This window comes from Paraburkholderia sp. CHISQ3, from assembly GCF_030464945.1.
GTDB classification, from domain to species: domain Bacteria; phylum Pseudomonadota; class Gammaproteobacteria; order Burkholderiales; family Burkholderiaceae; genus Paraburkholderia; species Paraburkholderia megapolitana.
Map to the genome: position 1 here is coordinate 410,427 of NZ_JALPRG010000003.1, position 24,971 is coordinate 435,397.

The 24,971-nt window shown below is 62.2% G+C and carries 24 protein-coding genes; 7 read left to right on the plus strand and 17 right to left on the minus strand.

Going from position 1 to position 24,971, the window contains the following annotated elements; all coding sequences use genetic code 11:
* Window positions 1-68: 68 nt before the first annotated feature.
* Together M0D65_RS08850 and M0D65_RS08855 are read right to left on the minus strand one after the other, a co-directional pair.
* Window positions 69-734 (minus strand): glutathione S-transferase family protein, encoded by a 666-nt coding sequence (locus M0D65_RS08850; protein WP_266252316.1) that lies wholly within the window; start codon window positions 732-734, stop codon window positions 69-71.
* Between the two features lie 288 nt (window positions 735-1,022).
* Window positions 1,023-1,535: an Lrp/AsnC family transcriptional regulator gene (locus M0D65_RS08855; RefSeq protein WP_266252317.1), complete on the minus strand. Its 513-nt coding sequence runs from the start codon at window positions 1,533-1,535 to the stop codon at window positions 1,023-1,025.
* 120 nt (window positions 1,536-1,655) lie between these two features.
* On the opposite strand from M0D65_RS08855, the gene M0D65_RS08860 reads away from it, so the two are divergent.
* From M0D65_RS08860 to M0D65_RS08870, 3 genes are all read left to right on the plus strand, one after another.
* Window positions 1,656-2,690 (plus strand): histone deacetylase family protein, encoded by a 1,035-nt coding sequence (locus M0D65_RS08860; protein WP_266252318.1) that lies wholly within the window; start codon window positions 1,656-1,658, stop codon window positions 2,688-2,690.
* 70 nt (window positions 2,691-2,760) lie between these two features.
* On the plus strand, window positions 2,761-3,927 hold the full coding sequence (locus tag M0D65_RS08865; RefSeq protein WP_301718254.1) for an ornithine cyclodeaminase: 1,167 nt from the start codon (window positions 2,761-2,763) through the stop codon (window positions 3,925-3,927).
* Between the two features lie 57 nt (window positions 3,928-3,984).
* Window positions 3,985-5,130, plus strand: a complete 1,146-nt coding sequence (locus M0D65_RS08870) for a branched-chain amino acid ABC transporter substrate-binding protein (RefSeq protein WP_266252319.1) — start codon at window positions 3,985-3,987, stop codon at window positions 5,128-5,130.
* Window positions 5,131-5,223: 93 nt separating this feature from the next.
* On the opposite strand, the gene M0D65_RS08875 is transcribed toward M0D65_RS08870, so the two are convergent.
* The 6 genes from M0D65_RS08875 to M0D65_RS08900 form a co-directional block, all read right to left on the minus strand.
* Window positions 5,224-5,634, minus strand: a complete 411-nt coding sequence (locus tag M0D65_RS08875) for a DUF4440 domain-containing protein (protein WP_266252320.1) — start codon at window positions 5,632-5,634, stop codon at window positions 5,224-5,226.
* Between the two features lie 166 nt (window positions 5,635-5,800).
* The gene (gene cysS / locus M0D65_RS08880) at window positions 5,801-7,174 is read right to left on the minus strand and encodes a cysteine--tRNA ligase (protein ID WP_266252321.1); all 1,374 of its coding nucleotides are present in this window, start codon (window positions 7,172-7,174) and stop codon (window positions 5,801-5,803) included.
* A 258-nt stretch (window positions 7,175-7,432) separates the two neighbouring features.
* On the minus strand, window positions 7,433-9,544 hold the full coding sequence (locus M0D65_RS08885) for a phosphocholine-specific phospholipase C (protein ID WP_266252322.1): 2,112 nt from the start codon (window positions 9,542-9,544) through the stop codon (window positions 7,433-7,435).
* Between the two features lie 40 nt (window positions 9,545-9,584).
* A complete protein-coding gene (locus tag M0D65_RS08890) occupies window positions 9,585-9,755 on the minus strand; it encodes a hypothetical protein (protein ID WP_170275731.1) in 171 nt (56 codons plus the stop codon).
* A 153-nt stretch (window positions 9,756-9,908) separates the two neighbouring features.
* Entirely contained in the window at window positions 9,909-10,391 is a 483-nt protein-coding gene (locus M0D65_RS08895) for an ASCH domain-containing protein (protein WP_266252323.1), read from the minus strand.
* A 127-nt stretch (window positions 10,392-10,518) separates the two neighbouring features.
* Window positions 10,519-10,929 (minus strand): cupin domain-containing protein, encoded by a 411-nt coding sequence (locus M0D65_RS08900; protein WP_266252324.1) that lies wholly within the window; start codon window positions 10,927-10,929, stop codon window positions 10,519-10,521.
* A gap of 386 nt (window positions 10,930-11,315) precedes the next feature.
* On the opposite strand from M0D65_RS08900, the gene M0D65_RS08905 reads away from it, so the two are divergent.
* Window positions 11,316-12,341, plus strand: coding sequence for a sulfonate ABC transporter substrate-binding protein (locus M0D65_RS08905; protein WP_266252325.1), 1,026 nt, complete (start codon window positions 11,316-11,318; stop codon window positions 12,339-12,341).
* A 57-nt stretch (window positions 12,342-12,398) separates the two neighbouring features.
* Here the strand turns inward: M0D65_RS08905 and M0D65_RS08910 are convergent, their stop codons facing one another.
* From M0D65_RS08910 to M0D65_RS08925, 4 genes are read right to left on the minus strand one after another with little or no spacing between them, the layout of a single operon-like run.
* On the minus strand, window positions 12,399-13,259 hold the full coding sequence (locus M0D65_RS08910; RefSeq protein ID WP_266252326.1) for an ABC transporter ATP-binding protein: 861 nt from the start codon (window positions 13,257-13,259) through the stop codon (window positions 12,399-12,401).
* 42 nt (window positions 13,260-13,301) lie between these two features.
* Window positions 13,302-14,201 (minus strand): ABC transporter permease, encoded by a 900-nt coding sequence (locus M0D65_RS08915; protein WP_266252327.1) that lies wholly within the window; start codon window positions 14,199-14,201, stop codon window positions 13,302-13,304.
* Between the two features lie 35 nt (window positions 14,202-14,236).
* On the minus strand, window positions 14,237-15,091 hold the full coding sequence (locus M0D65_RS08920; protein WP_266252328.1) for an ABC transporter permease: 855 nt from the start codon (window positions 15,089-15,091) through the stop codon (window positions 14,237-14,239).
* A 36-nt stretch (window positions 15,092-15,127) separates the two neighbouring features.
* Window positions 15,128-16,195 (minus strand): ABC transporter substrate-binding protein, encoded by a 1,068-nt coding sequence (locus M0D65_RS08925; RefSeq protein WP_266252329.1) that lies wholly within the window; start codon window positions 16,193-16,195, stop codon window positions 15,128-15,130.
* Window positions 16,196-16,554: 359 nt separating this feature from the next.
* Between M0D65_RS08925 and M0D65_RS08930 the strand changes: the two genes are divergently transcribed.
* Window positions 16,555-17,229: a sensor histidine kinase gene (locus tag M0D65_RS08930; protein ID WP_266252330.1), complete on the plus strand. Its 675-nt coding sequence runs from the start codon at window positions 16,555-16,557 to the stop codon at window positions 17,227-17,229.
* On the opposite strand, the gene M0D65_RS08935 is transcribed toward M0D65_RS08930, so the two are convergent.
* A complete protein-coding gene (locus M0D65_RS08935; RefSeq protein ID WP_266252331.1) occupies window positions 17,226-18,269 on the minus strand; it encodes an aromatic ring-hydroxylating dioxygenase subunit alpha in 1,044 nt (347 codons plus the stop codon). The two genes, M0D65_RS08930 and M0D65_RS08935, sit on opposite strands and share 4 nt — an antisense overlap.
* Window positions 18,270-18,404: 135 nt before the next feature.
* On the opposite strand from M0D65_RS08935, the gene M0D65_RS08940 reads away from it, so the two are divergent.
* Window positions 18,405-19,382 carry a LysR family transcriptional regulator gene (locus M0D65_RS08940; RefSeq protein WP_266252332.1) on the plus strand — a complete coding sequence of 326 codons (978 nt, stop codon included), beginning with the start codon at window positions 18,405-18,407 and terminating at the stop codon, window positions 19,380-19,382.
* Here the strand turns inward: M0D65_RS08940 and M0D65_RS08945 are convergent.
* Genes M0D65_RS08945 through pyk form a run of 3 tightly spaced genes read right to left on the minus strand, consistent with a single transcriptional unit; the run spans window position 19,366 to window position 22,466 of the window.
* Complete coding sequence (locus M0D65_RS08945) at window positions 19,366-20,328, minus strand: AEC family transporter (RefSeq protein WP_266252333.1); 963 nt, start codon at window positions 20,326-20,328, stop codon at window positions 19,366-19,368. The genes M0D65_RS08940 and M0D65_RS08945 overlap by 17 nt on opposite strands.
* The gene (locus M0D65_RS08950; RefSeq protein ID WP_266252334.1) at window positions 20,294-21,028 is read right to left on the minus strand and encodes a TSUP family transporter; all 735 of its coding nucleotides are present in this window, start codon (window positions 21,026-21,028) and stop codon (window positions 20,294-20,296) included. The genes M0D65_RS08945 and M0D65_RS08950 overlap by 35 nt, the downstream gene beginning before the upstream one ends.
* A 1-nt stretch (window position 21,029) precedes the next feature.
* A complete protein-coding gene (gene pyk / locus M0D65_RS08955; protein ID WP_266252335.1) occupies window positions 21,030-22,466 on the minus strand; it encodes a pyruvate kinase in 1,437 nt (478 codons plus the stop codon).
* 272 nt (window positions 22,467-22,738) lie between these two features.
* Between pyk and M0D65_RS08960 the strand changes: the two genes are divergently transcribed.
* Window positions 22,739-24,034, plus strand: a complete 1,296-nt coding sequence (locus M0D65_RS08960) for a sugar efflux transporter (protein WP_266252336.1) — start codon at window positions 22,739-22,741, stop codon at window positions 24,032-24,034.
* A 19-nt stretch (window positions 24,035-24,053) separates the two neighbouring features.
* Here M0D65_RS08960 and M0D65_RS08965 read toward each other — a convergent pair whose 3' ends face one another.
* Window positions 24,054-24,953 carry a LysR substrate-binding domain-containing protein gene (locus M0D65_RS08965; protein ID WP_266252337.1) on the minus strand — a complete coding sequence of 300 codons (900 nt, stop codon included), beginning with the start codon at window positions 24,951-24,953 and terminating at the stop codon, window positions 24,054-24,056.
* Window positions 24,954-24,971: the final 18 nt, after the last annotated feature.

A 24,971-nucleotide genomic window follows, 5' to 3' on the forward strand; every position in this document is an offset into this window, starting at 1 on the left:
GTCAATTAAATCCGGGTATAAATATGGGCGACCACCACGAATCCGGCAGATTGTGCAGAGCCGCTACATCAGCCGGTCGGCAGCTGGGCGTTGAAAACCGCCAGTTGAGCGGCGAAAGCGCGCTGGTACGCGGGGCGCGCCTCGCCGCGGGCGACATAGGCGGAGAGTGTCGGAAATTCGTCCAGCAGGCCCGATGGTTTCAACCGGAGTAGCACAGCGATCATCATCAGGTCGCCCACGCTGAACGCGCCATCGAGCCAGTCGGTATTACCAAGGCGATCGGACAGCTCGCCTAGCCGGCCGCGGATGCGATCGATGACCATCGCCAGGCGCTCCCCTTGCCACGGCTTGTCGCGTTCCAGGAACTTGACGGTCTGGAGATCGAGGATCGGCGGCTCAACCGTGTTGAGCGCTGCAAACATCCATGTGATCGCGCGGGCCCGGGCATGGGCGTCGTCGGGTAGCAGACCGGTATGAGACTGCGCGATATGGAACACGATCGCGCCCGACTCGAACAGCGCAAGCTCGCCTTCCTCATAGGTCGGGATTTGCCCAAAGGGATGAATCGCTCGATGCGCGGGTTCCTTCATTGCGCTGAAGGACACCAGACGAACCTCGTAAGACTGGCCCGCTTCTTCAAGCGCCCAGCGAACCCGCATGTCACGCGCGAGTCCCTTGCCGCGATCGGGCGACCGTTCAAAGGCGGTGATAACGGGGAGCAGTGGCGGGGGCATGCTGACTTCTCCTTTGTTTGATGTCTCGTCAGGTGCCGGATATACAACCCGGCGCATACCTGGTCGACGTTCGAGATCGGGCTAAATCGACATCTCTTGGCTACTTTTTATCGAGGAGCGGTTTCTAATCAAACTAGATCGCCTCATTGGCAGCGCTTCAGCGGATCGTCGATGTAAATCAACGTTTTCAGATGGGTCCAACTCAATTCTCTCCGCACTGCGGAGAGAATCTGTCGTCAAAAACCTGTCACTTTCTTCATTGGTGGCACCTGGATCGGCACCCGCTCCCTACCGTCGCCTCTCCACCTGCTCCAGATCCTCCGGCACCGGAATATGACTCGTCAACTTCACCTCGCGCAGCGCGAGACTCGACTGGATCGACGCCACACCAGGTTGCTTGCGCAACACACGCTCGATGAAATCGCCGTAGCTATCGAGATCGCTGGCCAGCACCTGCAGCAGATAATCGGCGTCGCCGGTGACCTTGTGGCACGACAGCACCTCCGGCAGTTTCGCGACCGCTTTCTCGAAGCGGTCCGGTGCATTGTCGCCATGCGACAGAAAGCGCACGAACACGAACGCGAGCACGTCGAACCCGAGCTGGCGCCGATCCAGATTCGCCTGGTAGTCGCGAATCACGCCTTCGTCTTCGAGACGCTTTCGTCTTCTCCAGCACGGCGTCACGCTCAACGCGAGACGCTCGCTCAACGCGGTGTTCGACAGCCCGCCGTCCTCCTGCAATAAACGCAGCATTGCGCGGTCGGTTGCGTCGAGTTCGGGTTTAGGGCGATTCGTTCTCATATATTCAATTTGATAGTTTGTTTGTGCGGGAAGTGTAGGTTTCAGTAGATCGAAAAGCAAATTAAATGCCCCGCGAGGCCGATACACTGTTCGCTGAACTCTGTATGGACCCAACCCGTCATGCTTACTGTATTCAGCGAGTCTCATCGTTTGCACTACGGCATCGAGCTGAAAGATGGCCTGATCGCCCGATCCTTCGAAAACCCGCAGCGCGCCGACACCGTGGTCGCACGCGTGCGCGTAGCCGGACTCGGCGAGGTGATCGGCGAGACGCACTACGACCGCTCGCACTACGTCGGCGCGCACAGCGACCGCTACGTGCATTTTCTCGAAACGGCGTGGGCCGAATGGTCCGCAACGGGCCGCAAGCACGATGCGCTGCCACTCGTATGGCCGGTGCGTACGTTGCGCGACGATATCGAGCCTTCGTTTATCGACGGCAAGCTCGGTTACTACGCCATGGACGCCGGTTCGCCTATCGGCGCGCATACATGGGAAGCCGTGTGCAGTAGCGCAAACGTCGCGCTGACCGGCGCCGATGTCGTACTGGCCGGCGCACGCGCGGCGTTTGCATTGTGCAGGCCACCAGGACATCACGCGGCGCGCGAATACATGGGAGGCTACTGCTACCTGAACAACGCAGCGATCGCGGCGCAACGCTGCCTCGCCCACGGCGCGCGACGGGTCGCCGTACTCGACGTCGATTTTCATCACGGCAACGGCACGCAGGACATTTTCTACGAACGCGCCGATGCGCTGTTCGTCTCGCTACACGGCGATCCGCGTGTGTCGTTTCCGTATTTCTCGGGTTTCGCCGATGAAGAAGGTCGCGGCGCCGGGCTCGGTTTCAACGCCAACTATCCGCTGCCCGAAGGGACCGACTGGCCGCGCTACAGCCATGCACTCGGCGATGCGGGCAAGCGCTTGACGGCCTATGCGCCGGACGTGCTGGTCGTGTCGCTCGGCGTCGATACGTTCGAAGGCGATCCGATCAGCCACTTCGCGCTGACAAGCAGCGACTTCATTCGCCTTGGCGAAGCGATCGCGCGTCTCGGCCTGCCGACGCTGTTCGTGATGGAAGGCGGCTATATGGTCGACGAGATCGGCACGAATGCCGTGAACGTGCTGCTGGGATTCGAAGGCCGCGCCGCGTGACGGTGCGTTCATCGTTGCGCTCGACTGCAGAGCGCGACCGTTTTTATCAAATCAATAGAGGAACGTGATCATGACTCGATATATCGATGTCAACCATGTCGCCCAACTCGTGAATGAAGTGGGTGTCGGCAAAGTCATCGCATCGATGGCGTCTTACATCGAACAGGACTACCGGCGCTGGGACACGTTTGAAAAAACGGCGCGCATTGCGAGCCATTCGCCGGACGGCGTCATCGAATTGATGCCGACCGCCGATGCGAAGCTGTACGCGTTCAAGTACGTCAACGGTCATCCGAAGAACACGCGTGTCGATATGCTCACCGTGATGGCGTTCGGTGTGCTCGCGGATGTTGACAACGGTTATCCGCTGCTGTTCAGCGAGATGACGCTTACCACTGCGATCCGTACGGCGGCGACTTCCGCGCTGGTCGCGCGGCATCTGGCGCGCAGCGAGGCACGCTCAATGGCGTTGATCGGCAATGGCGCGCAAAGCGAATTCCAGGCGATCGCGTTTCACACGATGCTCGGTATCGATGAGATCCGCGCCTACGATACCGACCCCGCGGCCACCGACAAGCTGATCCGCAATCTCGCGCCGTTTCGCGGCTTGCGCGTGGTACGTGCGCAAACCGCCGCCGAGGCGGTGCGCGGTGCCGATATCGTGACGACCGTCACCGCCGACAAGACCAACGCAACCATCCTGACGCCCGACATGATCGAGCCCGGTATGCACATCAATGCGGTGGGCGGCGACTGCCCGGGCAAGACGGAGTTGCATCCCGATGTGCTGCGTGCGGCGCGCGTGATCGTCGAGTTCGAACCGCAGACACGCATCGAGGGCGACATCCAGCAACTGCCGCACGACCACCCGGTCATCGAGTTTCATCGTGTGCTGTCGCATGCGGAGAAAGGGCGCGAATTCGATGGGCAAGTCACGGTGTTCGACTCGGTCGGCTTTGCGCTGGAGGACTTCTCGGCACTGCGTTATCTGAACGACGTCACGCAGGAACGCAGCATCGGCGCATTGCTCGATCTGATTCCGGAGCCGGCGGATCCGAAGGATCTGTTTCGCGTGCTCGCGTCGGGCGCGGTGCAAACCGAAGCACAAACGCAGGCACGCTTGCCGCAGTCGTTGCGTGAATCTACTGGCGAACTAAAAGGCGAACTAAAGAGCGACCCAAGGCTCGCACTGCAAAGCGATTCGACGCATGCACGCGCGGCAATGTCAGCGCTCTGATCCAGCGTCAATACAAACGCGCCGCCCATCGGCGCTCAAGATATGGAGGAGACAACCATGAAGGGCAGTTCCAGCCACCGCACATTGGCACTGACGATCGTCGCCGTAGCCTGCACGCAGGCAGTCGCAGCGCACGCCGATCAGGTCGTAAAGATCGGCCACTCCGCACCGTTGACCGGCGCGATCGCGCATCTCGGCAAGGACAGCGAGAACGGCGCGCGGCTCGCGGTCGAGGAGATCAACGCGAAAGGCCTCGTGATCGGCGGTCAGCGCGTCACGTTACAACTGGATTCACAGGACGACGCGGGAGACCCACGCGCCGCGACGCAGGCCGCGCAGAAGCTCGTCGACGACAAGGTAGTCGGCGTGGTCGGTCATCTGAATTCGGGCACGTCGATCCCCGCGTCGCGCATCTACAGGGACGCGGGCATCGTGCAGATTTCCCAGGCCGCGACCAATCCCGCGTACACGCAGCAGGGCTTCAGGACCACCTACCGTGTAGTCGCCACCGACGCGCAGCAAGGCCCCGCGCTCGCCACTTACGCGGCGCAGTCGCTACATGTGAAGACGGTCGCGATCGTCGACGACGCGACCGCCTACGGCCAGGGCCTCGCCAACGAATTCGAGAAGACCGCGAAATCGCTCGGCATCCGGGTCGTCTCGCACGACGCGACCAACGACAAAGCCATCGATTTCCGCGCCATCGTCACGAGGATCAAGGGCGAAAACCCCGACGCGATCATGTACGGCGGCATGGATGCGACCGGCGGCCCGTTCGCGAAGCAGGCGCGGCAACTCGGTGTGCGCGCCCGGGTGCTGGCCGGCGACGGCGTGTGTTCCGGCGATCTGCCGAATCTCGCCGGCACGGCGGCGGACAACGTGGTGTGCTCGGAAGCGGGCATGGCGCTCGACAGAATGCCGGGCGGCACGGCGTTCGCAGCCCGCTACCAGAACCGTTTTCATCAGCCGTTGCAGGTGTATGCGCCGTTTGCGTACGACGCGGTGTTCATCATCGTCGACGCGATGCAGCGCGCGCAGTCCACCGATCCGGCGAAAACGCTCGCGGCCATGCCTGCAACCCACTATCGCGGGGTGATCGGCGAGACGAGCTTCGATGCGAAGGGCGATCTGCAGCATGGCGCAATTTCGCTGTACACGTACAAGGACGGCAAGAAGCAACTGCTCGACGTCGTCAAGTTGTGAGCGATCAGTACGCAACCTCAGCCGGAACACGATACCCGTGCGGCGCTCGTCGGGTCGGGGTACCTGTCGTGCTTCCTTAGGCCGTGCGGGACCTTAGGTGCGAGGACCGAGCGGATCGGCGTGGCGATGAACGAGTTTCCACGCGCCGTCTTCCAGACGAAAGAGTTCGGTCACGCGCAGATTCATATCCATCGGCGTTGCCAGATTGCCTATCGTCACGCGGGCCTTCTGAATGCCCACCCAGTAGGCGGAAGTACTGTCGACGTGAACCTGGAGCGTTTCGAGTTCGCTATCGCCACGCCTGAAAGGTGCAGCCTGCTTGCGAAAGACTTCGGCGATGGCCCCGGCCTGCTGTTCGACCGTGCCGGTAGGGCCGAAGAATGTCACCGGTACGCGAGTCGCAATCAACTGCGTGACCGGTCCCGCATTACCGTTTACGAAAGACTGGCCCGCGGCTTCTCGGTCCTTGAAGAACTGCTGGAAATCGGTGTTAGCGTTTGCCATTCGTTGCTCCATGAAGTGATGGGAATGCATTCCCGGACGATCGGCGCGCATCCATGCGGGCGTTCTGTCTCACTCATTAGACGTGGCGGCCCCTGCTGTTGTGACAGACCATCGACCGGTGCTTCAACACCGGATCGTTTTGCGGTTGGGAGGCTTGATGACGGCTTCAGCGCGGACTGAGTTGCTGCCCATCCGCACTGTCCTGGATCTGCCAGCCCATCGCCTGCAACACGTCGCGCAAGCGGTCGGCCTCCGCCCAGTTCCGCTCGGCGCGGGCGTTCTCGCGTTGGATGACAAGCTCCGCGACGTCTGCGGGAATATCGAAACTGCCTGCCCGCCATGCGGCGAGCTTCAACCCAAGTACCGTATCGAAACGATCGACTGTTGCGCGACGCGTTTCGACCGGTAGTTCGCTCCTGACCAGTTCCCACAGCACCGCCAGCGCGCGCGGCAGATTCAGATCCTGGTTGACCTCGGCGTCGAAGCGAGCGACGAAGTCTTCGTCCGCGGTGCCACCCGAGGGCCAGCTCGCATAGGCTTTGCGTAACCGATCGAGCGCGGCCTGTGCGCCCTCGAGCGCCTCCTGCGTGAACCGCAGCGTGCTCCGATAGTGTGCTGTCAGGCACAGATAACGGTAGGCCAGTGGATCGAAACCGCGCTCGACCAGCGTCTCGATGCGCAGAAAGTCGCCGCTCGACTTCGACATCTTCGCGGCGTCCAGCATCAGAAAGTGACCATGCATCCAGAAGTTCGCGAGCCGCGTGCCGTGGCACGCCTGTGTCTGCGCGATCTCGTTGCTGTGATGCACGGCGATATGATCTTCGCCGCCGCAATGAATATCGAACCACGGGCCGAGATACTTCGCCGACATCGCCGAGCATTCGATATGCCAGCCAGGAAAGCCGCGCCCCCATGGGCTGTCCCATTCCATTTGCCGGGTGGAATCGGCGGGACTGAATTTCCATAGCGCGAAGTCGGTGATGCTGCGCTTTTCGCCGAGTGCGACGCGCTTGCCCGCTTGCAGACCGTCACGGTCGAGGCGCGCCAGAAAGCCGTAGTCGTCCTGCTTGCTGGTGTCGAAGTAGATGCCGTCGGTGGTGCGATACGTGTAGCCGTTCGCTTCGAGTGTGGCAATGAAGGCGATCTGCTCGGCGATATGGTCGGTCGCGCGGCACCACAGGGTCGGCTCCAGCAGGTTGAGCGCGTGCCAGTCGGCGATAAAGGCCGCGGTATAGCGCTCCGCGATGTCCCATGCCGATTGTCCGGTGCGACGACTGCCTTTTTCCATCTTGTCTTCGCCTTCGTCCGCATCCGAAGTGAGATGTCCGACGTCGGTGATATTGACGACGTGCCGCGCGTTATAGCCGTTCAGCGCCAAGGTACGACGCAGCACGTCCTCGAACACATACGTGCGCAGATTGCCGATATGCGCGTGGTCGTAGACCGTGGGTCCGCAGCAGTACAGGCCGACATGATCGGGCTGTAGCGGCGTAAAAGGGCGCACGGTGCGCGACCAGGTGTCGTATAGGGCAAGAGGCATCGAGATGCTCCGTATGGCAAGGCGGCTTTAAAAACACAAAGGCCACCGGTTTTTCAACGGGTGGCCTTGGGGAAGCGGATGTGATGCGAAGCGACGCGCTAGACGCGAACTCCCCCAGGCAGGCAGCAACAGCATGCGAGTGCATGGGTGGGGCTGGAATGGGAGAGGGCGCGGGTAAGCATGGGAAGCATGCTAACGCGCGCTTTTCGCCAGGTCAACGAAAGCGGGCCCACGAAGCGGGCCCAAAAAGCATCGGACTTAAATCGCCGTCGTCACCGGCGCAGTCGCAGCCGGATCGGTGATGCTGACCTTGCCCGTTTCGACGTGCCCCGCGATACGGCGCAACCAGTTCGCGTTTCCTGCGACCGTCAGTTGCAGGTCGTACCACTGGTTGCTGCACGACAGGTCCCAGTGCGCCTCGATGCTCTTGCCGGCCGGTACGTTCAGCGTGCGCGGCGGCTGGCCGTAGGCGAGATCGGTGGCGGTGATGGTCAACGCGGTGGCCCCGGCGTTGGCGAGCGTCAGATAGACGTGGCCATTCGCGACGTCGTAGCAGGTCACGACATCGGGCTTTGCCGCTGCATCCGCACTGGCGGAACCCGCGAAGCGCCGGAAATAACCGTTCGGACCGTAGACGTTCACGAGGTAGTTGCCCTTCGCATCGAGGGCCCAAGCATCGCTCAACTGCTTGCCCGCTTCCACCGTGTAGCGACGCGGCATTGCAGTCGGGTCGCCGGTGTACACCCAGAAATGCGCACCTTGCTTACCGGTGTTGGCAAACGTCAATGTGTATCCCTGCGCCTGCAACTGGCCATTCACATGCAGTTCGTAGGGCAGCGCGCGTGCGGGTCGCGTGCCGGGTTCCTGTGCCGTCACGACCTGCTGCGCCGTGCTGGCGGGCGCGGCCTGCGCGGTGGGACGCGCGCACTGCTGGTCGGACTGGGCGATATACGACTGGGTACTCGGCAGCGTCGGTACGGCGGGGTCCGATTTCGAGAAATCGAGCGCCGAGGTCAGATCGCCGCAGATCGCGCGGCGCCACGGCGAGATGTTGGTTTCCGTCACGCCGAAACGCTTCTCGATGAATTGCAGCACCGACGTGTGATCGAACACCTGCGAGCAGACGAAGCCGCCCTTCGACCACGGCGACACCACCGTCATCGGTACGCGAGGACCTAAACCGTAGGGCAGGTTATCGGCGGTGTAGGTAGTTTGTGTTGCGGTGACGACGTCGTGGCGTTCGAGCGAAATATCGACGGTGCTCAAGCCCGAGCCCGGCAGCGTCGGCGCCTGCGGCGGCACCATATGATCGAACAGGCCGTCGTTCTCGTCGTACATGATGAACAGAACAGTCTTGCTCCACACATCGGGGTTCGACGTCAGCGCATCGAGAATCGTCGAGATGTAGTTGGCGCCGTAAAGTGGCGTGAACTTCGGATGTTCCGAATAGGCCGCCGGCGGCAGCAGCCACGACACCTGCGGCAGAGCATTGGCTTCGACGTCGGCCTTCAGTTGCGTGAGCGTGCGTGTGCTCATGCCGCGGTTTTGCAGCGACGAACCGGCCGGCGCGTTCACGAAATTCTGGAAACAGGCCAGCATGTTCGTGCCGTAGTTGCCTGTGAAATTATCGAAGCCCGTGCCTTGCTGGTAGATCTGCCACGAGATACCGGCCGTTTCCAGCCGCTCGGGGTAGGTGGTCCAGCTGAAGGGTGCCAGCTTGATGCTGTCGAACTGGTTGTCGATGTAGTCGGTGTTGTCGAGCAGCGGGCCGCCACCGGTTGCCTTCGGATCGACCATACCGGTCATCAGGTACATACGGTTCGGGTGAGTATTGCCCGGGATCGAACAGAAATAGTGATCGCAAACCGTGAACGCATCGGCGAGCGCGTAGTGGAACGGAATGTCCGCACGCACGTGGTAGCCCATCGTCATGTTCGTTTTCTGCACGGCCCATTTGTCGCCGCGACCGCCGTCTATCGCACCGTGGGTCGTGCTCCATGTATGAGGCAACCCGCCGATACATTGCGCGTTGACGCCCGGATTCGTCGTGTCGTAGCGAAACGGCGCGATCACTTTGGTCTGGTCTTCCTGGCGCGGCTGGAACCATACGGGCTGGCCGTTCGGCAGCGTGACGGGGAAGCGGTCGTTATAGCCGCGCACGCCGCTCAGGTGACCGAGATAGTGGTCGAACGAGCGGTTCTCCTGCATGAAGACGACGATGTGCTCGACGTCCTGAATCGTGCCCGTGACCGAATTCGGCTCGATGGCGAGCGCCTTGCGGATCGACTCGGGAAACAGTGCGGAGGCGACGGTCGCGCCGGCTACGCCGGCTGACAGCTTCAAAAAATCGCGACGGGATTTGGGGTTCATGCGGAAGTTCATGCGCGGGGTTCCAGGCTGGATTCGATCGTCAGGATGCGGGCGGGACAAAGCCCGGCGGACAGCTCATCTTGGTATTGGCGAGTGTGGTGTTGCCACATGCTGCCTTGGGCGGGTCGATGTCCGCACCGCACGCACCGATGAGCGTCGTCGCGCCCAACAGGCCGATCAGTGCCAAAAGCCGAAATACCGGCATCTGCATGAATTGCTCCGGGAAAGATCAGGAGATAACGGAAATAGGGGGACGCTCAAGCATCCGCTGAAGCCGCGCCGGGGCGCAAGCTAGCCGCGAAGATAGTTTCAATTTATTACAGGAAGGTGTCTTGAAAGCTAACCGTCACCGGAATCAAGGCAATCAGGGCACATCGGCGATTACCGGCGGCCAGACGATCTCGAAGCGTTCGAACACCGTATCGATCTGATCGTGCATGTCGAAGCCGTCCTCGGCGGCCTGGGCGCCGAAGAATGCGCGGTGCGCGTCGAGCCAGAAGGCGCGGCTGCGGTCGCCTTCGCCTTCGTCCCATGCGAAGCGGTCGTCGACGGTGATGAGCGGCTTCACGGTGACCTCGGTGGTGCGCCAGATCGCGCGAGGCACACCGTCGCCGTCGACGAGCACCACGTAGTCGCCAGGCTTCGGCAGTGTGTCGGGGGCCTGCGCGTAGTAGCGTGCGAGCGATGCGGTCGCCCGCTTGGTCCCGGCGACAACGAGTTCGGCCAGCTCGTTTGCCATCTCCGGGCTGTCGCCGAAACCGACCACTTCATAGTTAGCCGGGCCGATTCCGGCGTGCGATGCATAGGCACGCCAGAATGCGTCGGATTGCGGCGTTTTGCTGGCCATTGGCGTTCACCTTTGGTGGCGGTTGAAGAACCTGTATGTGCTTCATCAGCGACGCCCCCCAGAGAGGGGGCGCACAAAAGCATACACACAACCGCATGCATCGGCCTCCATGCGCCAAAGTCCCGCCTTATTCCGGTACCGACTGCACCAACGGCTTGTCCTTCTCGACAATGAAGGTCGCAACAATCGTCGATTTCTCAGGGCCGTTTTGTACGCTATGTGGCGTAAGCGGCGGAGTCTGATAGCCGTCACCGGCTTTCACAACGAGGTCCGGCTCGCCCTGTATCGACAGTGTGATGCTGCCCGTGGCGATATAGCTGGATTCAACGCCCGAATGCATATGCCGCGCGACGCGCTGTCCTGGCGAGAGATCTTCCGAAACAAGGATGCAGGCGTACTTGTCGCCGGGGTACTCCGTTTTCGCGAGAAACCTGAGGGGGTATTTCGGCGCATCCTGCGCATCGGCGTTGCCTTGAAACAAAGCTAGACCCACCGCGGCGCCAAGCGCGCCGGATACGAAACCGCGTCTATTCAGCATGGTTGTGCTCCTTCAGTCTGGATAACAGGCATGACGATGACGATCACATGCCATGAGTAAAGCGGTGCACTGCCTGATCCAAACCTTAGGCGCGTTCGAAGTCGCTGCGAGGGGATTCTTGTCGGGCTGTGTATCCCTCAGGAAGATAGATACATGCCGATACAAATTTCCGTATGCGAGCCGTCAGCGATTCCGCGATGCCACGCATTGCCGCGTGCGCAAATTCCCGCAGACGGAATCGATAGCACAAAAAACTCGAAGCAGCGCATTGACCCGCGCGGATCGGTCCACGCATGATGCATAGCCGCTGTGCGGAAAGCGCATCGGCATATCGATGCATTGACGCATCGGCAGACACGCAGACGGACACGAAGAGACTCACGCATATGACATCGAAGAAAGACATCAACGCCGCCACGCACGACGGCGCACGTCGCACACTGTTGAAAGCCGCAGGCGCGGCTACGCTGGCCGCCGCGCGTGGCACGACGCTGTTGGGCGGCGCCGCGGCATTTGCGGCGAGCGAGGCGGCCCACGCGCAAGGCAATGGCAAGACGCTGCGCATCGGCTATCAGAAGTACGGCAACTTCATCGTGCTGAAGGCGCGCGGCACGCTCGAAAAGCGTCTCGCTGCCCAGGGCGTCGCGGTGCAGTGGCTGGAATTCCCGGGCGGACCGCAACTGCTCGAAGGTTTGAACGCGGGCGCGGTCGATGTCGGCACAGTCGGCGAGACACCGCCGATCTTCGCCCAGGCCGGTGGCGTCGACCTCGTCTACGTGGGCAGCGAGCCGCCGGCGCCGAAGGGCGAAGCGATCATCGTGCCGGCCGACTCGCCGATCAAGACGGTCGCCGATCTGCGCGGCAAGAAGGTTGCGCTGAACCGCGGTTCGAATGTTCACTATCTGCTGGTCAAGGCGCTGCAGAGCGCCCAGGTCGACTACAAGGAAATCGTACCGGCCTATCTCGCGCCCGCCGATGCACGCGCGGCATTCGTGCAGCGCGGCGTCGATGCATGGGTGATCTGGGACCCGTATTACGCGGCGGCCCAGCGTCAGACAGGTGCGCGCGTGATCGTGGACGGCGAGGGTCTCGTGCGCAACACGCAGTATTACGTCGCGAGCCGCAAGTTTGCCGCTGCGCAACCGCAACTGGTCCACGCGCTACTCGATGAAACCGCGAAGGTCGACGAGTGGGCACGCGATCATATTCCGGAGGTTGCCGCGCAGTTGTCGCCGCTTACCGGTCTCGATACCGCGACGCTCGAAGTCGCGCTTAAACGCGCGGGTTACGGCGTACAGCCGATCGACAGTGCGACGCTTGCGTATCAACAGCAGATAGCAGATGCGTTCACGAACCTGAAGCTGATTCCGCGCAAGATCGAGGTTGTTGATGCTCGGTGGCAGACGGCGTGAGGGTGGTGTTGCCGATGTGACCGTGTAGTGTTGGCGACGTGTCGGCTGCGAACAGCATTACCGGGCAAGCCGCCATGCGGTGACCGGCTGTTGCGCCGGCCGCGTCGGCAGTCCACCGTGCGGCGGCTCGCTATGCTCTGCCGGAGCGACACCAGGTTCCACAAAATCCGCCAGCACCGCATCGCGCAAACGAATGAAGCGCGGATCGCTGCGCTCGCGCGGGCGCGGCAGTGCGACGTCGACGATACGTTCGATGCGACCCGGGCGCGGCGCCATCGTGACGACGCGATCGCCCAGATAGAGCGCTTCATCGACGTCGTGCGTAACGAGAATCATCGTGATGCGTTCGTGTTCCCAGATGCGCTGCAGCTCGTTCTGCAGGCGTCCGCGAGTAAGCGCATCGAGCGCGCCGAATGGTTCGTCGAGCAACAGCACGCGAGGCCGGTTCACGAGTCCCCGGGCAATCGCGACGCGCTGCGCCATGCCGCCCGACAGCTCATGCGGATACGCGTTCTCAAAACCGTTCAATCCGACGAGCGCGATGTGCTCAGCGACGGCATCGCGCCTTTCTTTCGCCGACAGCGGTGCGTTGCGCAACGCTGCGTGAATGTTCTGCGACGCCGTGAGCCATGGAAACAACCGATGGTCCTGAAACACGATCCCGCGCTCTAACGACGTGTCGCGCACCGGCTCGCCGGCCACGCGAATCGCGCCGCGATAGTCGGCATCGAGCCCCGCGATAAGACGCAGCAGCGTCGACTTGCCGCAGCCGCTCGCACCGACCACGCTGACGAATTCGCCAGGCTGCACGTGCAGCGTAATGTCGTCGAGCACGGCGAGCGGCGCACCGCGCTGCGCGTAGTGTTTGCTGACGTGAACGATGTCGATGCCGTCGGAGGAGATAGCTGCGGTAGTCATGAACGGTCCTGTGCGAGTGAAGTGGTCTTCAGGCAAAACAACTCAGGCGGATACCGCATTGGGCCGGCGCGCAAACACCGCCCGCTCGATTGCACGAGCAAGCGCATTCAGCGCCCAGCCCGTCAAACCGACGACGATGATCCCGAACAGCACCAGGTCCATCCGGAACTGCTCGCTGCCGTCGATCAGCGTATTACCGATGCCGCGGCCCGCCACCAGTAGATATTCGGCGCCCAGCGTCGCGAGCCAGGAGTAAATCAACGCGAGATAGATGCCGGTGAAAATCGACGGCAGTGCGGCGGGCAGGATCACATGGCGGATCAGTTGCAGGCGCGAATAGCGGAACGCGCGCGCGACTTCGATATACGCGCGCGGCACGGAGTGAATGCCGTCACAGGTATGCGCAGCAACCGGCAGCAGCGCGGCGAGCGACAGAAACACGACCTTCGCGGCATCGCCGAGACCGAACCAGACGGAGATCAACGGAATCCACGCGAACAGCGAGATCTGCTTGAACGTGTCGAAGCTCGGCGCGATTAACCGCGTCGCGATACGCGACAGTCCAAGCGCACTGCCCAGCAACAACCCGGCAATGCTGCCGATCGCAAACCCGCTAGCCTCGCGTGCGAGCGATGCCGACAACGCGCGCACCAGCGCTCCGCTGACGATCTGCTCCCATGCGGTATGCGCTACATCGGTGGGACTGACCAGCAGGCCGCTCTTCACCAGATGCGCCGCGCTCACCGCCCACCACAGCGCAAAGACCACGAGCGGCAAGACGAGGCCCCGCCAGTCGATGCGGCGCGATAGCGCCTTGCCAGGTTTTCCGTCGGCGGCTGACAGCGCGTCCTGCTCGACGGCGTCGCAGCCGCAAGGCGGCGGCCCCTTGCGCCGGTTATGACGGCCCAGGCGAAGTTGCGCGGGAATTCGGTTCGACGCCATCGTGTGCTCCTTCTACGCAGGCGGTTATACGAGTGTTATTCGCGAAACGCGGACGGTTGCCCACGTCGTAGACGCGCTTCGAGCGCATCGAGCAGCCGGTTCATGGCGAGGCCGATAGCGCCGACCACGACGACCGATGCCATCACGAGATCGAGTTGAAACAGCTGCCGGCCGTAGACGATCAGATAGCCGAGCCCCTCGGACGAAGCGACGAGCTCGACCACGACGAGCGCGAGCCACGCCTTGGTAAACGCAAGCCGGATGCCGGTAGCGAGCGTCGGCACGGCCGCGGGCAGCACCAGATAAACGATGCGTTGCCAGCGGTTGTATTTGAAGACTCGCGCGACCTCGTCGAGCGTGGCAGGTGTTTGCCGGAAACCTTGCAGCGTACTGAGCGTGACCGGCACCAGTGCGGCGTGCGCGATCAGGATGTACTTGAGCGGCTCGCCGACGCCGACGAGCAACAGCAGAAACGGCAACCAGCCCAGCACCGGAATCTGCACGATCGCATTGAAGGAGGGCAGCACGTACGCTTCGAGCGTGCGCGACAGTCCGAGCGCGGCGCCGATCGCGAAGCCCACCAGCGTGCCCGCGCCGAAGCCGAGCAACACACGTTGCAGGCTGATCAACGTATTGCTGACGAGGTCGCCGCTGCGTGCGAGTTCGATAAAGGTGTCGTAGACGCGTTCGGGCGGCGGCAGGATCTGCGGGGCGATCCAGCCGCGCTCGCAACCGATGCTCCACAGCGCGAACAACGCCGCCGGCAGCAACCACGGCGCGAGATGCCATGCCAGTGTGCGCAGCACGTGGCGCGCGCGGCGACCCGACGAAGCGGCGCTGACAACGGTATCGCCAGGGGCTGCGTGCAGCGGAATTGCGGTATCGCTCATCGTCGCGCTCCGTCGGATGGGGACGAGGGTGGTCGCTCAGGCGAGCGGTTTGCCCGCTGCGTCGTAGGGCGTCCAGTAATGCTCGAGTTTCAGCGTGCGCAGCGCGTTATCGAGGTAACGCGGCTCGAACCAGCTGTCGACTTCGACCGGTTGACGAATCAGCTTGAGCTGCAACGCCGCTTGCGCGACGGCCTTGTAGCGCCCGACGATAAACGGATCGATCAACGGCGAGTTGCGCTCCTTCAAGGTCCGGTTCGCGAACTCCGCTTTCCACGACGCAACGCCTACGCCGCTCTTCGCCCACTGCTGGAATAGCGCCTCGCGATTCGCCTCGTCCGACGACCATTGCGCGCCTTTGACAAACGCATTCACCACGCGCTGGACGATCTCCGGATGTGCATGCTCGAAGTCTTCGGTGACGAGCAGATGCGATTGCCGCGTGAACTGCGGGCCATCGGTCTGCGATTCGTAGATGATCTTCGCGAGCCCCTGGTCGCGCAGCTTGTACAGGTGGTAGTCGTTGACCGACGCATCGATACCCTTCGAAGCCAGCGCCGCGAGCGAGCTGGCCGTGTCGAGATTGAGCACGCGCAGATCGCGTTCGTCGAGATGGTTCGCGGCCAGTACATTGTCGGCGACGAGCTGCAGGTTGGTGCCGCGAAAGATCGATACGCGGCGGCCTTTGAGGTCCTTGATCGAATGGATGTCGGAGTCGGGCGGCACGGCGATCTTGATGCCGACGCGCACGCCCGATTCGAGCAGGATGCGCGTCTTCAAACCGTTGGCACGCGCGAGTACCGCGGGCAGATCGCCTTGAAAGGCGAAGTCGAGCGATTTATTGGCGATTGCTTCGTTGACGGCGGGACCGGCGCCCTTGAAGAACAGCCATTCGACCTTGATGCCGTCGGCGGCGAATTCCTTTTCCAGTAGTTGCTGCTGTTGTACGGTCGCCGCGGGCGAACCGCCGAAGGTCGGTGGATCGCCGGTGCCTTGATCGGCGACGCCGATGCGGATCGTCGCCGGCTTGTCGGCGTGGGCGTTGACCGCGGCGATGGACAGCGTCGACAGCACGAGCAGCAGTTTCAGGAAGCGGGGATAGCGCATGAGGTTCGAGTGAAAGTGCAGGGCAAGAGATAGGGGCACGCACAAGCCCCGTATAACCGAGGTAGCGTGAGACTTGCTGCGCGAAGGACTTGCGTCGAACGGGAACAAACATTCTTGTCGACGGTACGGGGCAGGACAAGAAAGTATTTGAGCTATGCATATCGTCGGTGGCGTATTCGCTTGTCGTCGTGGCGAAGAGGGGAGTTGCGTTCCGTTGTGGTGACGGAATCGATGTGCGGACAGCAGTGTGCCTCTCATCGATCAGGTACAGAAGTACCAGACGATCTAGTCCTGGGCGATCTGGCTGGGGTTGTCGCGCGGCGCTACATTGCACTCACTCCAGTTGCCCCGACACTGCCATGAAACAAAGTCCATCCACAGACGAAAACATCCCGGCTCACGCGGGCGCCGAATCCACTGCGCCGAACGACGACGCCACACTGCACGTACTGCAGATGCGCGAAGTGCATCATCGGGTGCGCAACAGCCTGAACCTGATCTCGTGCACGTTGCAATTGCAGGCACGGCAATCGGACAGCGAGGAAGTGCGCCGCGCACTGTCGATCGCGGTCGAGCGGATCGACAGCCTCGCGCGTATTCACGGGCATCTATATGGGCACGACCAGCAACGTACCCGCGACGCCTTCCCATACCTGGAAAATCTCGTGCGCGATCTGCACGACGCACTGCTGTCGCCACTCGACGCCCGCCGTATCGAACTGCTACCGAGCGAGCGTTTCACGGTAAGCGACGACGAGATGATGTCGCTCGGATCGATCGTCACCGAACTCGTGACGAACGCGATCAAGTACGGCACCGGCGATATTGCGGTTGGTGTGCAGCGGACGCCGGCATACGTGAGCATCGTCGTCGAGAACGAAGGCCGCGGTTTTCCATCCACCTTCAATCGCGCGACCGATGCCGGCTTCGGGCTGCGACTCGTGAACCATCTGTGCACGCGTTCGGGCGGCGAGATGGCGATCGAGCCGTCGCCGACGTCGGGCCGGGTCGTGGCGCGGATTGGGGTGCGTTAAACAGTGCTTTGAGCATGGTTCTCACGCTCCGCGTCGAGATACCGTTCGACGATGCGGCGAAACTGCACGAGTGCCGAGTCCATGGCGAAGGCCATCATCGTGAACGAGGGATCGCGTGCGAGATTGCGCTGCTGCGCAGTGATGATCGCGCGGTCCTCATCGAATGCTTCGACGATCGACTCGTGAATCGCGCGTGTCACTTCGGGTCGATCGATCGCGAAGTTATGCGGATGCCCGAAGAAGTAGTGCGTCGACGTAGCGGTTTCCGGTGTCAGCGCCTGGCAGCCGCGAAACTCGGCGGCGTCGATCCGCCGGCCGTCGAGTGCTCCTGTGCCGACCGGGGCCATGCCCGAGTCCATCCGCAGGATGCCCGGAATGGTGAAATCGTAGATATTCCAGCGGTCGACCTTGCCCGACCATGCCTTCACCGCAGCGGCGAATGGCGGCACATCGGTGTCCATGGTCCAGCGCGTCACGCGTACACCGTTGTCGAGCCGCTCGACCGACGGCCGGATCTTCGCGTAGCTTTCCGGACCGCCGAGCGTGGTCGGATGCACGAACGGCAGATGCGAGAAATCGAGCAGGTTGTCGCAGATCAGCAGGTAGTTCACGTCGTAGTGAATGTAGCCGGGCAGGCTGCGCCAGTCGGGGTCGTCGAGCCAGTGCGTGTCGGGAATCGCGTCTGGGTCGGCGAGCGCCGCGTCGCCCATCCAGATCCATATCCATCGATGCCGCTCGACCACCGCGAAGCTGCGCACCCGCGCTTGAGCCGGCACGCGGTCCTGGGCCGGCGCCTCGATGCAAGCACCGCTGCAGTCGAATTTCAGACCGTGGTACAGGCAGCGCACGTCGTCGCCTTCGCGCCGGCCGAGCGACAGCGGGGCGCCGCGGTGACAACAGCGGTCCTCAAGCGCGACCACCGTGCTGTCGGCGCTGCGATACATCAGGACCGGAATGCCGGTAATCGTGCGCGCGAAGAAACCGTCCGCGTCGATCTCGTGTGACCACGCGGCCACGTACCACGTGTTTTGAATAAACATCGTGCTGTCTCCAGTCATGTTGTCGATTGCATTGCCACATTGCCGCCGCGCCCGACTGCGGGGGCGCTTGACCGCACGATAGGTTCGCCACCATCATGCGTCAACACAATGGCCGTAATGACTGGAATGCACGCCATGCATATTCGTGATCTCGATCTGAACCTGCTGCTGGTGTTCGATGCGCTGCTGCGAGAGCGCAGCGTGACGCGGGCGGCGGTGGAGGTCGGTTTGTCGCAGGGAGCGATGAGCCATGCGCTGAACCGGCTGCGCGCGTTCTTCGAAGACCCGTTATTCGTCAAGACGCCCACGGGCATGACGCCGACGCCGAAGGCGGCGCTGCTCGGCCCGTCGATCGTCGGCATGATGACGACGCTGCGCGAGGATGTCGTGTCGCAGGCGCAGTTTCATCCGGCCACTGCGAGGCGCAGTTTCACGTTATGCATGACGGACATGGGCGAACTGGTGTTCCTGCCGCCGCTGATCCGTCAGTTGCGCCGGGAGGCGCCTGACTGCACGCTGCGCAGCCTTCAGGTCCCGTTCGGACAGATCGCCGGTACGCTCGCGACCGGCGAGGCCGATCTCGCGCTCGGTTCGTTCCGCGCGGCGCCCGACGAACTGTTCCAGCAGCAACTCTTCATGCATTCGTTCGTGACGATGGTGAGCGTGCGCAACACGGCGGTCGGCAAAACGATCACGCGCGAGCAGTTCGAAACGATGCGCCATATCGTCGTGATGCTCGAAGGTCCGGCCGGCGCGGCCTACGACAATGCCTTCGACGAATACGGCATTCGCCGCAACGTCTACCTGTCGACGCCACACTTTCTCGTCGTCCCGCTCTTGATCGACCAGCATCCCGATCTGATCGCCACGGTGCCGCTCGAACTCGGCAATGTGTTCGCGAAGCTCGGCACGGTGCGCATCCTGCCGACGCCGGTTGTGTTGCCGCCGTTCGGCTTGCGGCAGCACTGGCATCCGCGGTTTCATGATGACGGGGCGAACATCTGGTTGCGGCAGATGATCAAGCGGACCTTCGAGCATTACCCGGATTTGCCGGACGAGAATCCGCCCGAATCGCCCCCACGCCGGCGAACGCGGCTTACCGGTGTGAAATGAACAGCACAAGCGGCATGGTGATTGCCGCCAGCGCGGTCTGGACAGTAATGATCCCGGCAGACAAACGATGGTCCCCGCCCAACAGCTTCGCCATGATGTAGGCCGACGGAGTGCATGGCAGCGAGTTGAACAAGACGATTGTCGTCAACGCTGGACCTTGAATTCCGAGCGCCAGACCGATCCAGAGCGTGAGCAGCGGGACGAGCAATAGCTTGATGAACGACGACTGCAAAACAGGCCCCCGTGCCTCTTTTGCCGCTTTCATATCGAGTCCAGCACCTACGGCAAGGAGCCCCAGCGGCAATGACGCCGCTCCGAGAATCGCAAGCAGATTGGAAAGCGTACCCGGCAGTGAAAGACCGCTCACATTGAAAAGCGCGCCGAGCAGCACGGCCATGATGACGGGGTTCTTCAGCAAGGCGCTCACGATTTGCCGACTGGTTGGGGTACCGCCACTCCCGTAATGCATCAGGATGATGATCGATGCGACGTTAAGCAAAGGGATGGCGACTGCGATGCTGATCGACGTCAACGTTAGACCGACACTGCCATACATCGCCGCGGCCGCGGCGACGCCGACGTAAGTGTTCGGCCGCAGGGCACCTTGAATGACCGACGAAAAAACCGCGCCCGATTGCCTGCTCCAGATACGCCATGCGTACAGCACCAGCGCACCGGTTCCGACTGCGCCAAGAATCGCGATGGCAATCGGACGAACGGGAAACTGGGCCAGGTTCGCTTTGGCTACCTGAACGAACATCAACGCCGGGAACATGTAGTAGTAGTTCAGCGTTTCGCATGGCAGCCAGAACTCGTCGGCTAGCATGCGGCGCTGGCGAAGCACGAAGCCCATCAATATCAGGGCAAATATCGGAACGAGCGCTGTAAAGACACTTTGCATGGGCGCTCCGTTAGATGAATGTCCTGGCCAGCACCACCGCGCCATAGGCACCGATGAACGTCGTCATGGCACGTTCGTACAACGAGGCGCCGGCACGCTTGAATAGCAGATTGCCAACCGAGAAATAGGCGACTAGCGCAATCGGTGCGATTGCGAAACCCTCCCAACTCAATGCGGACCGGCGCAGGGCCGCGAGCGTGCACAACTGGATTGCGCCAAACAGCAAGTAGTAGCGAGCGATGGCTACACGTACCTGGCCTTTCTCGCTGTACCCACTCGACGCATAGACGGCAAGCAGGGCGCCGCCCATGTTGGTTAGCCCGTGTATGACTCCCATCACACCGACGTACGCGCGACCTTGTCTCTGTACGAACGCTTGCAACCGCGTTTGCAGGGTAGGGGAGTACCGGATGATTGCGGCGCTCAACATCGTGAGGCCAATCAGAATGTCGACCCGCGCCTTGAGATTCGTATACATCAGTATCGCCAGAGACACGATGACGACAAGCGCACAGATCTTCATATTGACCCTTTCGCGGGCCGGTAGCGGCAGATCACGTCCCGACCACACCTGAACCGAGGAAATGGCCATCGACGACGGAAGCAGAAGACCTAGCACTGCCGTGAAGTCGAATCCGAGCAGTAGCAGCGTTGGCGTGCCGAACACGAGGATGCCCATTCCAAAGATGGATTGAACGACGGCCAGCAAGACGACGATTAGCGAAAGCAGATAGACGTCGTGCATGCTACGCAGCCTCCAGGCTCTCGGCCAGCGGCCAGGCCTGCTGTTCGGCAAGCTGGCCCACCCGCACGGTCTGAAGAAAACTGAGCGAGGCGTCGGCGTCGTTGTTGGTTGCCAGTACCACGAGCACAACGTCGTCTGGCGTGACATGAGCAGACGCCCACAATGCTTCGAGTGCCAGGGTGCCTGCGCTGTCGGAAGCAATATCCACCTGCGGCAAGTAAACACCGACCGTACCGGGCAACAGGTTCCACGCGCGCACGAGCGCCGCGTCGTTGCCAACGGCGATGATGGGCTGCTGAATCTGTGCCATGGAGACGAGCCGCGCGGCGTAGCCGGTTCGCGACAGCACCACGATCTTCGAAATCGGGAGGGTCCGCGCCAGTGCCTGTGTCGCGGCTCGCAGGTCGTTATGAGCAGCGGCTGCATTCGCGAGTGCCGGGGCCGAGGCATGTCTATGGATCTCGGCGAGCGTAACGATGCTACGCAGACGCGCCACGGCTTCCACTGGAAATCTGCCGACGGCCGTCTCCCCGGAGAGCATCACTGCGGATGCACCGTCGATCACCGAATTCGTCACGTCGCTGATCTCTGCCTTGGTCGGCAACGGGCTTTCGATCATGCTGTGGAGCAGTTCCGTCGCGACGATTACCGGTTTTCCATACTGCTGGGCAGCGGCAATGATCCGTTTTTGATAGATCGATACATGGTCGATGCTGGTTTCAACCGAAAGATCGCCACGGTCGATCATGATGACGTCGGTTGCCCTCGCAATCTCGTCGAGATGATCGAGTCCGCCCTGGTTTTCGACTTTGGCGACGATTTGAGGTGTGGCAGCACCAATGAGGCTCCGAATCGCTTCCACGTGCTGCGCTGACTCGACAAAACTGATGCCGACAAAATCCACGCCGGCTTGCCTTGCGAAGGCGATCATTTCCCGATCGCGTGGCGTTACCAGTTCCTGGCCCAGGTCAATTTCCGGAACGTTGATTCCCTTGCGGCTCTTGAGTGTTCCTGCCGTCTCGGCGACAACCCGAACGTCTTTACCGCTCACGTTCTCGACCACAAACGACAGCGTGCCATCGTCTGCATAGATGCGTACGCCCGCACGGAGTCTCGAGTGGAACTGGTCATAGTTCACCGGTACCTTCTCGCTGCCGTCATGAGACAGGTCGGTCGTGAGGATCAAATGATCGCCCACGTTGAATGAAGGTTCCTCGCGCAGTTGAATCGTCCGGATCTTGCGTCCGGGTATATCCAGAAGAATCGGGAGTCCGGGAAGCGTGTCGCGGATAAGGGCGATGGTCGCCTTGTGCCAGTCCAGGTTGTTATGCGATCCGTTTAACCGCGCGACAGTCATGCCGGCAGCGTGTAGCGCCAAAAGGGTTGAAGCGTTGTCAGAGGCCGGCCCGATGGTCGCCACGATAGTTGTTTTAGCCATTTTTCTTCTGTCGATAGTTGGTCTTCCGGAAATGTGACAGAAATATGTCATTACCAGAAATAATAAAAACTCCGTTGTTAAGATTGAGAATGAATAAAGCGCAGATAAGAGGCGCGATCTGCAGCAATGTCAGATCGCGCCTGAGCGCGTGTCGGCGTAACGCGAGCCGCCCCGAATCGCCCCCATCCTCCCGACGAAAGGCTTAACATCTGCGGTTTGGCCGCGCCGCGCTCCGTTGCGCGGCGTGCGCACGGTTCTCACATCCGCCCCCGATGAACTCCCGATTCGCCGATCTCACGCGCATCCCGTCTTTTGTGCCGCTCGCGGGCGCCACCCTGATGCTCGGGGTCGCGATGTCCTTCACCGCACCGTACCTGTCGCTGTTCAGCGTCGAGCACGCCGGCATGACGCCGCTGCGGCTCGGCCTCTTCATGACGCTGATTGCGGCGAGCGGCGTTGCGGCAAGTGCGTGGGCGGGCAAATGGTCGGACCGCCACGGGCACCACCGCGCGTTGCTGCTCGCCGCACTGATCGCGGCGGCGCTCGGTTTCCTCTCGCTGTGCTTCGTGCGCGACTACCGCGCGCTGCTCGTGATCGGCGTGGCGTTTCTCGGCGCGGGCGGCTCGGCGATGTCGATGGTGTTTTCGTTTGGCCGGGCGGCGCTGCAGGTCCGCGACGAGGCCGAGCGCACGTTCGCGACGGCGACGCTGCGCACGGTGCTGTCGGTGGCGTGGGTGTTCGGGCCGTCGGTGGGCGCACTGGTGCTGGCCGCCGCGGATTTTTACGGACTCTTTCTATTCGCGGCAGCGTGCTTTGCCGGCTGCGCGGTAATCGTCTGGCGCATGCCCGAGGCATCCGGCGGCGCGTTGCACAGCACGCCGGCACACGTAGCCGGCGATCCGGCGACGTTGCTCGAGGTGACCACCGTCACCGAGCCGGAGCCGCCGGTCAAACCCGACTTCGTCCACCCAGTCGCGTCGTCGCGGGTGATCTGGCGCACGGTGATCGCGCTGACGCTGATCGGGCTTGCAGCCAACGCGACGATGATCGTGTTGCCGCTGTATGTCGTCCACGGCCTCGCCGGCGCGCGCATCGACGTATCGATCATGCTCGGTCTCGGTGCATTCCTTGAAATCCCGATGATGCTTGCGCTCGGCGCGCGCGGCGCCACGCTGAACAAGCTGCGCTGGCTCGCCGCTTGTGCGGCGGTGCATGTCGTGTACTTCATCGCGCTGGCAGCGGCGGGCTCGATTCCGATCCTGATCCCGATGCAGGCGTTGAACGCGTTCGTCGTCGCGGTTACCTCGTGCCTTGGGATGACCTACGTGCAGGACCTGATGCCGCGCTCGCCAGGCCAGGCGACTGCGCTTTTCTTCAACTCGTCGCGGGTCGGTTCGATCTTGTCAGGGGTGCTGTCGGGATTGCTGGTGGCCGGGCTTGGCTATCGCGGGACGTTCCTCGTCTGCGGTTTGCTGGCCGCGGGAGCGTTCATCCTGTTCGCCGATCCGCCGTGGCGGCGCATGTGGCAGGCCGTGCAGGACTGGCTGCGTTCCCGCGAGCTGTATTGACTCGACCGACCGGCCCGCGTCAATCGTGCGTCTGCGCCTGCAGCCACACCAAAAGCGGCTTGAGCTTCTCGCGATACTCATTGCGCGGCGGATGCACGAGGTAATAGCCCGCGCCCGTTTCCAGCACACGCTGGAACGGCCTGACGAGCGCACCGCTCGCAAGACTCTCCTGCAGCAGATTCAGGTCGCCGAGTGCGACACCTAACCCACGCACTGCCGCGTTGAACGCGAGGTCGAGTGTGTCGAACACCTGCTCGCGGTAAGTGTGCGCGGCCAGTTCGCCGCTTTCCTTTTGCAGCCATAACATCCAGCCACGCCGGCCGAAGCTCGAATGCAGCAGCGTGTGCTGTTTCAGATCCGCCGGCTCGGCGAGCGGCGGCATACCTGACGTGCCCTCGGCCATCTGCGGCGAGCACACGGGCGTAAGACGCTCGCGCATCAGCGGTGTGGCTTCGAGCCCGTCCCAGCGGCCGGTGCCGAACAGGATCGCGGCGTCGAGCGTGCCTTCGCCGAAGTTGGTCGGCAGGAACCATGCGGTGTCGATATTGAGCTGGGTGCCCGGCGCTTCTGCATAGAAGTCGGGCAGGCGCGGCAGCAGCCAGCGTGCGGCCAGCGTCGGCGTAACGCGCAGCGTCACGGTCTGGCCGCCCATGCTCGGGATGTGCATCGAGCGGCGCGCGGTAGCGAGCAGTTCTTCGACGATCGGCACGAGCCGCTGGCATTCGACCGTCGGCACCACCATCCGCGTATGGCGCACGAACAGCGCGCAGCCGAAATACTCCTCGATCTGCTGGATATGCCGGCTCACGGCGCTCTGGCTCAGAAACAGTTGCTGCGCGGCAGCCGTGAAGTTGCCGCACCGAGCGACGACCAGCAGCGTCTGCAGCACATTGAACGGCGGGTAGCGTTCGATCTTCATTTATGCAAGTTGTGCATG